Source organism: Actinoplanes sp. NPDC051388 (genome assembly GCF_055586225.1).
Map to the genome: position 1 here is coordinate 283713 of NZ_JBVJIP010000005.1, position 11785 is coordinate 295497.

The following is an 11785-nucleotide window of genomic DNA, read 5'->3' on the forward strand; positions in this document are numbered from 1 at the left end:
GTGAGCAGGCCGTTAGCGTCGGTCCACCACCGCTTCCGGAGGGCTCAATGTCGATGTCCGTTCCGTTGTCCACGAGGCGGCGCAGCTTCCTTGCCTGCGCCGCCTCGCTCGCCCTGCTGATCCCGGCCGCTCCCGCCTCGGCCGCCCCTGCTCCTTCGGCTGCCGAACCCAGCGCCGCGTCCGTCATCGCGCAGTGGGGCTCCGACCGGCCGGCGAAGGCCGAGCAGTTCTACTTCGTGCTGCCCGACCGGCTCGCCAACGGCTCCGCGGCCAACGACAGCGGCGGGCTCTCCGGGGACCGGCTCGCCACCGGGCTCGACCCGGCCGACAAGGGCTTCTACCACGGCGGCGACATCCGGGGCGTGATCGACAAGCTCGACTACATCCAGGGCCTCGGCACCACCGCGATCTGGCTCGCGCCGGTGTTCAAGAACCGACCGGTGCAGGGCAGCGGCGCCGACGTCTCGGCCGGCTACCACGGCTACTGGATCACCGACTTCACCCAGGTCGATCCGCACTTCGGCACGAACGCCGACCTGAAGCGGCTGGTCTCGCTCGCGCACGACCGCGGGCTGAAGATCTATCTGGACATCATCGTCAACCACACCGCTGACGTGATCCGCTACGCGGAGGACACGTATTCGTATGTGGACAAGGCGACCGAGCCCTACCGGGACGCGCAGGGGCGGCCGTTCGAGGACCGCAACTACGCCGACGGCACCCGCGCCTTCCCGCGGACGACTTTCCCGTACACGCCGGTCTTTCCCACCGCGGCCGATCGCACGGTCAAGGTGCCGGCCTGGCTCAACGACCCGCAGCTCTACCACAACCGCGGCGACTCGACGTTCGTCGGCGAGAACAGCGAGTACGGCGACTTCTTCGGCCTCGACGACCTGGCCACCGAGCGGCCCGAGGTGGTCCGCGGGATGGCGAAGATCTATGGCGACTGGATCGCGGACACCGGCATCGACGGCTACCGGCTGGACACCGTCAAGCACAGCAACCTGGACTTCTGGGAGCGTTTCAGCCCGGCCATCGCCCAGGCGGCGAAGCGGGCCGGCAAGCCGGACTTCTTCATGTTCGGCGAGGTCTACAGCGCCGACCAGGAGGTCGAGTCGACCTATGTGCGGCGCGGCGGGCTGCCGGCCACGCTGGACTTCTCGTTCCAGGACGCGGCGAAGAACTACGTGGCGGGCGGCGGCTCGGCCCAGCTGATGGCCGGCGTCTACGCCAAGGACGACCTCTACACCGCGCGCGACACCGGCGCCGGACGGCTGCCCACCTTCCTGGGCAACCACGACATGGGCCGGATCGGCTCCTTCGTCGCGGGCGGCGGCACCGACCCGGCCACCCATTTGCGCCGCGACCAGCTTGCGCACGAGCTGATGTTCCTCACCCGCGGTCAGCCGGTGGTCTATTCCGGCGACGAGCAGGGCTTCACCGGGCCGGGCGGGGACAAGGACGCGCGGCAGGACATGTTCGCCAGCCGCACCGCGGACTATCTGGACGACGACCTGCTCGGCACCGACCGCACGCACGCGGTGGACAACTACGAGACCACGCATCCGGTCTACCGCACCATCGCCGCGCTGGGCGCGCTGCGCGAGGCCCATCCGGCATTGCGCGACGGCATCCAGGTCACGCGCTACGCGGCGGACGGCGCCGGTGTCTTCGCCGCCTCCCGCATCGACCCGGGCGAGCGGCGGGAATACCTGGTCGCCACCAACAACGCGACCACCCCGCAGACGGTCACGCTGGACACCTGGACGCCGGGCAGCACGTTCGCGGGCGTCTACGGCGCCACCGGCACCGTCCCGTCGGCGGCGGACGGCAAGGTCACGCTGACCGTGCCCGCGCTGTCCGCGGTCGCCTATCGCACCGCGGTCAAGGTGGCCGTCCCAGCCGCAAAACCGGCCGTCACGATCACGACGCCCGCGGCGGGGGCGCTGGTGCCGACCCGCACCGAGATCAACGCCGAGGTCACCGGCGACCCGCTGGCCACGGTCACCTTCGCGGCGAAGGTCGGCGACGGCCCGTGGCAGCCGCTGGGCACCGCGCACCGGGCGCCCTACCGCGTCCATCACGACCTCGAGGGGCTGGCCGGGGCGACGCCACTGACATATAAGGCGGTCGTGCGGGACAGCCGCGGGCGGCTCGCCTCCTCGACCGTGGCGGCGAAGGTCGGCACTCCGGAGACCAACGCGAGCCCGGACTTCATGGTGGTGCACTACCAGCGGGCGGCCGGCGACTACGACGACTGGAACCTGTATCCCTTCGGCGACATCGATCCGAGCATGCAGACCCCGTTCCCGCAGGGGCAGCCGTTCGCCGGCGAGGACGCGTTCGGCCGGTTCGCCTGGGTCAAGCTCAAGCCGGGCGCGAAGAGCATGGGCTTCATCGTGGTCGACGACGACGGCGTGAAGGACGTCGCGGCGGACCGGTTCGCCGACCCGTCACGCACCCCGGAGATCTGGCTCAAGCAGGGCGATCCGACGATCTACGAGTCGCCGCCGGTCGCGCAGCCGGCCCCCGAACCGGACACCGTGCTGCTGCACTACCGCCGCGCCGACGGCGACTACACCGGCTGGGGACTGCACGTCTGGGACGGCGCCGCGTCGCCGACCGACTGGGCCACTCCCCTGGCGCCGGCCTCGACCGACGCGTTCGGGGTGACCTTCCGGGTGCCGCTCGCGGCCGGGGCGACCGGGCTCAGCTACATCATCCACCGGGGCGACACCAAGGATCTGCCGGACGACCAGCGACTCGACTTCGCCACCGCGGGCCGCGAAGCCTGGCTGCTGGCCGGCGTCTCGCCACGGCTGCTGCCGGTGGTGCGCAAAACCGGCGGCGGCGTCGGGGTCGACCTGACCACGTCGTCGGCGGTCTGGATGGACCGCGGCTCGCTGGCCTGGCAGGTCGGCGGCGGCGGATCGCTCGCCCCCGCCGGGGCGGGCACCGACGGCAAGATCTACGACCTGGTGTACGCGGCGGACGGCGGCGTCACCGTGGTCGACGGCGAGCTGGCCGGGGCGTACCAGAGCCTGCGCCTGACCGCGCAACGCAACGGGCTGACCGAGGCCCAGCGCGACAAGTACCCGCACCTGTGGCAGTACGCCGCCTTTGATGTCGCCCGCAAGGACCGGGCCAAGGTGGCCGAGGCGCTGCGCGGGCAGGTGATCGTCACCGAGCGGGACGCGGCGGGCAAACTGCTCTCCGCGACCGGCACTCAGGTGGCCGGCGCGCTCGACGACCTCTATGCGGGCGCCACCCGGACGGCGCTTGGACCGGTGTTCGCCGGTGGCCGGCCTACGCTCTCGGTCTGGGCGCCGACCGCCCGGAACGTGACGCTGGAACTGTCCGGCTCGTCCGCGGCCCTCGCGATGCGGCGCGACGACGCCACCGGCGTGTGGTCGGTGTCCGGGCCGCCGGGGTGGGAGGGGCGCGACTACCGGTTCAACGTCACGGCGTGGCAGCCGGCGGCGGGCCGGATCGTCACCGCGGCGGTCACCGACCCCTACTCGGTGGCGCTGTCCGCCGACTCGTTGCGCAGCCGGATCGTCGACCTGGCCGATCCGAGCCTGGCCCCGGACGGCTGGGCCGGGCTGCGGAAACCGCGGTCGGTGCCAGCGTCGAAAGCACAAGTGTCGGAACTGTCGGTGCGGGACTTCTCGATCGCCGACGCCACGGTGCCGGCCGGTTCGCGCGGCACCTATGAGGCGTTCACCAGGCCGGGCACGGCCGGGATGCGGCACCTGCGGTCACTCGCCGGCGCCGGGGTGACGCACCTGCACCTGCTGCCCGCGTTCGACTTCGCCACCATTCCGGAGCGCCGGGCCGACCAGCAGCAGCCGCCGTGCGACCTGCCGTCCCTGCCGCCGGACTCCGCGCAGCAGCAGGCGTGCATCGCCCAGGTGGCCGCGACCGACGGCTACAACTGGGGCTACGACCCGCTGCACTACACCGTGCCCGAGGGCGGATACGCGGTGCGGCCGGACGGCGCCGCCCGCACGAAGGAGTTCCGGCAGATGGTGGCCGGGGTCAACGGCGCCGGGCTGCGGGTCGTGATGGACGTCGTCTACAACCACACGTCGGCGGCCGGCACCGATCCGAAGAGCGTGCTCGACCAGATCGTGCCGGGCTACTACCAGCGCCTGCTCGCCGACGGCACGGTCGCCAACTCCACCTGCTGCGCGAACACGGCGCCGGAGAACGCGATGATGGGCAAACTGGTGGTCGACTCGATCGTCACCTGGGCCCGGGCGTACAAGGTGGACGGGTTCCGGTTCGACCTGATGGGCCACCACCCCAAGGCGAACATCCTCGCGGTGCGGGCGGCGCTGGACCGGCTCACCGTGGCCCGCGACGGCATCGACGGGAAGAGCATCATGCTCTACGGCGAGGGCTGGAACTTCGGCGAGATCGCGGACGGCGCCCGGTTCGTGCAGGCCACCCAGGCGAACATGGCCGGCACCGGGATCGGCACGTTCAACGACCGGCTGCGCGACGCGGTCCGGGGCGGCGGGCCGTTCGACGACAACCCGCGGATCCAGGGCTTCGCCTCCGGGCTGTTCACCGACCCGAACGGCGACCCGGTGAACGGCTCGGCGGCCGAGCAGCGGGCCCGGCTGCTGCGCTACCACGACCAGATCAAGGTCGGGCTGAGCGGCAACCTGGCGGCCTATCGCTTCACCAGCACGTCGGGATCGCAGGTCACCGGGGCCCAGGTGGACTACAACGGCTCGCCGGCCGGATACACCGCCGCGCCCGGCGAGGCGGTCACCTATGTCGACGCGCACGACAACGAGATCCTGTACGACGCGTTCGCCTTCAAGCTGCCGCAGGGCACGTCGGCGGCGGACCGCGGGCGGATGCAGACGGTGGCGCTGGCCACCACCGCGCTCGGCCAGGGCACCGGGTTCGTGACCGCGGGCAGCGAGCGGCTGCGGTCGAAGTCGCTGGACCGCAACTCGTTCAACTCGGGCGACTGGTTCAACCAGATCTCCTGGGACTGCGCGGCCGGCAACGGCTTCGGGCGCGGGCTGCCGCCGGCGGCGGACAACGAGAGCAAGTGGCCGTTCGCGCGGCCGCTGCTCGCGGACCCGGCGCTGGTGCCGGACTGCGCGGCGGTCGGCCTGACCGACGCGCGCTACCGGGAACTGCTCGAGGTGCGGCGGTCGTCGCCGGTCTTCGGGCTGGCGACCCGGGCCGAGGTGCAGCAACGGCTGACGTTCCCGCTGGCCGGCGCCGGTGAGACGCCGGGCGTGCTGACCATGAAGCTGGACGGGCGCGGGCTGGACCGGCGGTGGCGATCGGTGACGGTGGTGTTCAACGCGACGCCGTCGGCGGTCACGCAGACCGTGCCGGCGTTGCGCGGGCGGTCGGTGGCGCTGCATCCGGTGCTGCGGTCGTCGGCGGATCCGGTGGTGCGGACGGCGTCCGCCAACCGGGCCACCGGCGGTCTTACGGTGCCGGGCCGGACGGTGGCGGTGTTCGTGGAGAGCTGATCGCTCGGGCGGGGATGCCGCGCCGGCAGTCCGGCGCGACATCCCCTCCCCCACCCGGCTACCGACAAAGTGGCGGCCGGGCCTCCGGGCCCGCCCGGTCGCTGTGTTTCGGCGGTCCAGCCCCCCGGCTCGGACCGCCGGCGACCTCCCTTCGGGCCCGGAGCGGTCAGCCCGCGGCGGCCCGCGCCTGGCCGCGGTCATGGTGGCCGGTCGGGCGGCCGGTCCAGCGCGCCAGGGCCTCGGCCCAGCCTCCGCCGACGCTGTCGCCGGCCCAGGCCACGTAGCCGTCCGGCCGGACCAGCAGCGCCGGTCCGTCGTCGATGCGCTCGGCCTGAGCCAGGCCCACGGCCGCGCTCGGATCGGCGGCCGGGCCAAGGCCCGCGGTAGCCGCCGCCACGGTGCCGTCCAGGCCTGCGGTCGCCGCCGTGGCGGTGCTGTTCGGGCCTGCGCCCGCCGCAGTGGCGGTGGTCTGGCGCAGATCCACCGCCACGGTCGCGGCGGCGCCACGCTCGCGGACCAGCACGAAGCCGGGCGTGCGCAGCAGTTCGGCGAGCGTGATCCCGGCCAGCGGCACCTGCTCGGCCCGGGTGCCGACCAGCCGGTGCTCGCCGCGCCGCCGCCCATAGCGCAACCCGACGCCGGTGAAGCTCCCGGCGATCACCCGGGACGGCTTGGCCGCGCCGAGCACCAGCGGCGCCACGTGGTCACGCAGCCATCGGGCCGGCGGCGGCTTCAGCGTCACCGCCCGCATCATCGCGCCGGACTGCCGCAGCACCCGCTTGCCGATCGGGTGCCGTTCCTCGTGATACGTGTCCAGCACCGCGTCCGGCGCCCCGCCGAGCACCGCGTCCAGCTTCCAGGCCAGGTTGACCGCGTCCTGGATGCCGGTGTTCATGCCCTGCCCGCCCATCGGCGAATGCACGTGCGCGGCGTCCCCGGCCAGGAAGACCCGCCCCCGGCGGTAGTCCGTCGCCTGCCGCTCGTCGCAATGGAATCGGGACCGCCAGGTGATCTCCGCGACCCCGACGTCTCGGCCCATCGCCCGGCGCAGCACCCCGGTCACCTCCGCGTCCGCGACCGGCGTCTCGTCCGGCACCTGGTGCCGCCGGTCCCAGGTCATCGCGCGGAACATCCCGTCCCGGCCGTAGGGCGCGAGGAACCCGAACGCGTCCGGGATGCTGCCGAGGGTCAGCCCGCCGCCGGTCGGGCCGTCGGTCAGCCGCACGTCGGCGAGCACCACCGAGGCGAGCACCCGCTTGCCCGGGAACGGCACGCCCAGCAGCTCGCGGACCGTGCTGTGCGCGCCGTCGGCGCCGACCAGATAGGACGCCCGGTAGACCGAGTCGGCGCCGCCGCTTCGCGGCCGTGCGGTCACCGTGACCCCGGTGTCGTCCTGCGTCACGGCGACCACCTCGAGGCCGCGACGGATGACCGCACCCTGGTCCGCCGCATAGCCGCCGAGCGCCCGGTCGACGTTGGTCTGCGGCGTGATCAGCGCGAACTGGTAGCGGGACGGCAGCGTGGTCAGGTCCAGCGCGGCGCCGCGGAACAGCCGCACCGCGGGAGTCCGGCTGCCCAGCGCCAGCAGGCCGTCGGCGACCCCGCGGTGGTCGAGCAGTTCCAGGGTGCGGGCCATCGTGGCGAAGGCGCGGCTGGACGGGTTCAGCTCGGGCCAGCGCTCCAGCACCACCACCGAGCGGCCGGCCCGGGCCAGGTCCCCGGCCACGGTCATGCCGGTCGGACCACCCCCGGCCACGACGACATCGACGTGCTCCATGATCGTTCCTTCCGCTCGCCGGTCAACGTCTGTTGACTTCTACGGTAGGAATCGGGCACCGTGGAGTCAACACCTGTTGATTTGTTGACGGAAGGAAGCCGCGCCATGACCGTCCGCGTGCTGCAGACCGGCCTGGACCCCGACCTGATCGACTTCACGTCGCCGGACTTCGCGGCGTTCCCCGGCCTGACCCGCGAGAAGCTGCGCAGGGCGAACGACGACAACGTGGCGATGCTGCGCGAGGCCGGCTACGCGGTGGACAACATCCTGATCGACTTCGGCGCGACGGCGGTCGAGGTGATCCGGGACGCGATCAAACGCACGCCGTACGACGCGGTGCTGATCGGCGCCGGCGTGCGTCTGGTGGCCCGCAACACGCTGCTCTTCGAGGCACTGATCAACCTGGTGCACACCGAACTGCCCGGCGCCCGGTTCGTGTTCAACTCGGCGCCGCAGCCCACCCCGGACGACATCCGGCGCTGGTTCGACGGGCCCGAGGCGACCGCGCCGTTGCGCTGACCGGCGGGCACTACGGTGGTGGCATGAGCATCACCCCGCGCACCCGGTCGGCGTCACGCACCCGGGAGACGATCCGGGCCGCCGCCCGCGACCTGTTCGCGCGGGACGGTTTCGAGCGCACCACGATCCGGGCGGTGGCCGCCGCCGCGGGCGTCGACCCGGCGCTGGTGATCCGCTATTTCGACAACAAGGTCGGCCTGCTCGCCGAGGCGGCCGCCCTCGAACTGGCCCTGCCCGACCTGACCGGCCTCGGCCCGGAGGAGATCGCGTCCGCGCTGATCACCCGGTTCTTCGAGGTGTGGGAGGAGGACGGCACGTTCCTCGCGCTGCTGCGCGCGTCGGCGACCAGTGAGGTCGCCGCCGAGCGGATGCGCCGGGTGTTCCAGGAGCAGGCCGGACCGGCGCTGGCCCGCGGCGCGATCGACCGCCCGGAGCGCCGGGCCGCGCTGGCCGGCTCCCAGGTGATCGGTTTCGCGTACGCCCGTTATGTGCTGCGCGCCCCCGCCCTGGCCGCGATGGACCACGACGACGTGCTGCACTGGCTCGGCCCGACCCTGGTCCGCTACCTGCGCGACCCCGACCCCGAGCGCATCGCGCCCTAGTCGGATCGCGCCCTGGTCGGATCGCGCCCGGGTCAGTTCGACGGCGGCGCGCCACCCGGGCCACCGCCGCCGGCCGGCGCCTCGCCGCCGCCCTCCTCCTCGCCGGACGGGTCGATCGCGATGGTCAGCGTCGCCCGGTAGCCGTCCGACACGCTGCCGCTCATCGTGGCCAGCTCGGTCACCGCCGAATCGTCGCCGAACACGTTGTCCGTGGCCAGGCTGACCTGGCTCAGATTCGAGACGCTCCTGGTGTAGCCGTCGGTGGCGTACACCGCGTCGGCGGCATCTTCCGGAAGGGCGATCTGCGAGGTCTTGACGATCGGGCCGTCGCCGCCGGTCGCGTTCTCCAGCGAGCCGTAGACCTCGAAGTGGATGTGCGGCCAGCGCCCCGAGTAGCAGGCCGGGAAGATGCTGGTGAAGGTGACCGTGCCGGAGTCGTCGGTGACCTGGATGCCGCGCAGGTAGTTCTGGTCGGTGATCGCGCTGGAATAGAGCGAGTAGTCGCCGTTGCGGTCGCAGTGCCACGCATAGATCGCGGCGCCGGCCACCGGCTGACCGCTGAGGTCCCGCACGACCAGCGAGAAGTCCAGCGGGATCCCCTCGGCGGTGCCGCTCGCGTCACCGAAGGACGTCCGGATGTCGGAGCGGACAACCCCGTCGAGGGTACGCACGTCCGGTCCGTTCGAGCCGTCCGCCGGAAAGGGACCGGCCGTCTCCGACTCGACCTCGGCCAGTGAGCCGGTGGACGCGCCGGTGGACGCGGTGGCCGACGTGGTGCCGCCGGACGATTCGCCGGTGCCGCACGCGGCCAGCACGGCCAGGGTGCCGGCGCCACCGAGCGCGGCGAGCAGACGGCGCCGGTCGAACCCCAGCCCCTTGTCGTGTACGCGCCGCACGTACGCCGCGTTGTCCTGGTCTTGGTCGTTTCTCATGTGACCAGATAACCGGCGCTGGCTGTGCGTGGTCTGTGACGTGCCTGTGCGGCCGATATATCCCGACAGGAGCCTTCCGCCCGCCCCGCCCGGCTGATACCAAAGTGGATGGAGGTGACGCCGTGCTTCAGCAACCGCCCTTGGTGCCCGGCTCGTTCCTGCTCGGTTCGGCCGGAGAGTTGCGCCGCGACATCCTGTCCACGATGTCGCGGGCGTTCCACGCCCACGGCGACGTGGTGCGGATGCGCCTCGGCCCGCCGGGCATCGGCCGCGAGCTGATCTTCTCGTTCCACCCGGACGGCACCCACCGGCTGCTGGCCGGCCACGTCGCCAACTACCGCAAGGACAGCGCGAACTACGTCGAGGTGCGCGCGGCGCTCGGCGACGGCCTGCTGACCAGCCAGGACGAGATTTGGACCAGGCAGAAGCGCTTCCTCCAGCCGCTGTTCACGCAGCGCCGGGTGGCCGGTTATGCGACCACCATGGCGGCCGAGACCCGCGCGCTGGTGAAGCAGTGGCATGACCACCCGGCCGAGGTGCGCGACCTGCATGACGCGATGACCACGCTGACCCTGTTCATCGTGTGCCGGGTGTTGTTCGGTGAGGACGCCGGACTGGCGCTGCCGGTGGTGCAGCGGTGGTTCGACCCGATGAGCCACGCGATATTGCGACGCGGGATGGCCGCCATCCGGTTGCCGCGCACCTGGCCGACGCCGGTGAACCGGACCGTCGCCGGCGGGCAGGCGGCGCTCTTCGGGCTGTGCGACCAGATCATCGCCCGCCGCCGGGCCGCGGGCGGAGGCGGCGACGAGGACATGCTCGGCATGCTGGTGGACACCCGCGAGGGCGGAGTGCCGCTGAGCGACGCCGAGATCCGCGAGCAGGTGCTGATCTTCCTGCTGGCCGGGCACGAGACCACGGCCACCGCGCTGACCTTCGCGCTGTTCCTCCTCGGGCAACATCCGGAGATGCAGGAGCGGGTGCGCGCCGAGGCGGACACGGTCGGCGGCTCGCCGACCGCGGAACAGGCGGCGGCGCTGGCGTACACGATGATGGTTTTGAAGGAGACCATGCGTCTCTATCCGTCGGCGCCGATGATCGGCCGCCGCGCGGTCGAGGACGACGAGATCAGCGGCCGGCTGATCAAGGCCGGCACCGATGTGATCACGGCGCCGTGGGTGACCCACCGGCATCCGGAGTTCTGGACCGATCCGGAGACCTTCGACCCGGAGCGCTTCACCCCGGCCGCGGAGAAGGCCCGTCACCGCTACGCGTGGCACCCCTTCGGCGGCGGCCCGCGGGCGTGCATCGGCCAGCACTTCTCGATGCTGGAGGGCGCGATCATCCTGGCCGGCCTGGTGCACGACTTCGAGTTCGAGAGCCCGGCCGAGATCCCGCCGTTCTCCAGCGACATCACCCTGCGTCCCACCGCGGGCGCGCCGGTCCGCGTCTCGGCCAGGAGGGCAGTAATCTCCGGTTGATGAAGATCGGTGTGATGCTGCCCATGAGCGCGTCGGACGGGCCCGGCCGGCTGCCCACCTGGCCCGAGATCCTCGCGACGGTGACCCACGCCGAGCAGATCGGGCTGGACTCGGTCTGGGCCTGCGACCACTTCCTGTCCGGGCCGCCCGGCGCGCCGCCGGAGGGCATCCACGAGGCCTGGACGGTGATCGCCGCGCTGGCCGCCACGACCACCCGCATCGAGCTGGGCCAGCTCGTGATGTGCGTGTCGTTCCGCAGCCCGGCGCTGCTCGCCAAGATGGCGGTCACCGCCGACAGCATCAGCGCCGGCCGGCTCACCCTCGGCGTCGGAGCCGGCTGGTTCGACCTGGAGTACGAGTCCCTCGGCCTGCCGACCGACCACCGGGTCTCGCGCTTCGACGAGGCGCTGCAAATCATGGTGCCGCTGCTGCGCGGCGAGCGGGTGACCTTCGAAGGTGAGTACCACCGGGCCGGCGACGCGGCGCTGGAACCACCGCCGGAGCGGCCCATCCCGATCCTGATCGCCGGGGTGAAGCCGCGGATGCTGCGGCTCACCGCCCGCTGGGCCGACGCCTGGAACACCGCCTGGTACAAGGAGCCCGACGAGCGCCTGAACCGGCAACTGGCCGACATGGACGCCGCGCTCGAGGCCGAGGACCGCGACCCGGCGACCCTGCGCCGCACGGTCGGCATGGACTGCGACCTGACCGACCCGGGCGAGCTGGCCCGCCGGCTGGACGCCTTCGACGAGCTCGGCATCGACGACCTGATCGTCGGCTTCGAACCGGTCACCCGCGAGAAGCTCGACCTGCTGGCCCGAGCGACCGAACTCCGCGGAGCCTGATCACCGGCCAGGGGGGGGGGGGGGGGGGGGGGGGGGGGGCGGTGCGACCGGCCCACCCACAGCCGCACACCACAGACCCGATCGGCAGTCCCGACACTCGGTTTCTTTATTGCTTTCCCGTCGCT

The 11785-nt window shown here is 72.5% G+C and carries 7 protein-coding genes; 5 read left to right on the forward strand and 2 right to left on the reverse strand.

Annotated elements, in window-relative coordinates:
* The first annotated feature begins 53 nt into the window (after positions 1-53).
* Positions 54-5504, forward strand: a complete 5451-nt coding sequence (gene pulA / locus ACZ6TI_RS15535; protein WP_465345703.1) for a pullulanase-type alpha-1,6-glucosidase — start codon at positions 54-56, stop codon at positions 5502-5504.
* A 166-nt stretch (positions 5505-5670) separates the two neighbouring features.
* Here the strand turns inward: pulA and ACZ6TI_RS15540 are convergent, their stop codons facing one another.
* Positions 5671-7281, reverse strand: coding sequence for an FAD-dependent monooxygenase (locus ACZ6TI_RS15540; RefSeq protein WP_465345704.1), 1611 nt, complete (start codon positions 7279-7281; stop codon positions 5671-5673).
* 105 nt (positions 7282-7386) lie between these two features.
* Here ACZ6TI_RS15540 and ACZ6TI_RS15545 point away from each other — a divergent pair, with 105 nt between their 5' ends.
* Together ACZ6TI_RS15545 and ACZ6TI_RS15550 are read left to right on the forward strand one after the other, a co-directional pair.
* On the forward strand, positions 7387-7800 hold the full coding sequence (locus tag ACZ6TI_RS15545) for a hypothetical protein (RefSeq protein ID WP_465345705.1): 414 nt from the start codon (positions 7387-7389) through the stop codon (positions 7798-7800).
* Positions 7801-7823: 23 nt separating this feature from the next.
* Complete coding sequence (locus ACZ6TI_RS15550; protein ID WP_465345706.1) at positions 7824-8402, forward strand: TetR/AcrR family transcriptional regulator; 579 nt, start codon at positions 7824-7826, stop codon at positions 8400-8402.
* A gap of 32 nt (positions 8403-8434) precedes the next feature.
* On the opposite strand, the gene ACZ6TI_RS15555 is transcribed toward ACZ6TI_RS15550, so the two are convergent.
* On the reverse strand, positions 8435-9334 hold the full coding sequence (locus ACZ6TI_RS15555; protein ID WP_465345707.1) for a dioxygenase family protein: 900 nt from the start codon (positions 9332-9334) through the stop codon (positions 8435-8437).
* 122 nt (positions 9335-9456) lie between these two features.
* Here ACZ6TI_RS15555 and ACZ6TI_RS15560 point away from each other — a divergent pair, with 122 nt between their 5' ends.
* A complete protein-coding gene (locus ACZ6TI_RS15560; RefSeq protein ID WP_465345708.1) occupies positions 9457-10815 on the forward strand; it encodes a cytochrome P450 in 1359 nt (452 codons plus the stop codon).
* On the forward strand, positions 10815-11660 hold the full coding sequence (locus ACZ6TI_RS15565; RefSeq protein WP_465345709.1) for an LLM class flavin-dependent oxidoreductase: 846 nt from the start codon (positions 10815-10817) through the stop codon (positions 11658-11660). Before ACZ6TI_RS15560 ends, ACZ6TI_RS15565 begins: the two co-directional genes overlap by 1 nt.
* The last annotated feature ends 125 nt before the right edge of the window (positions 11661-11785 follow it).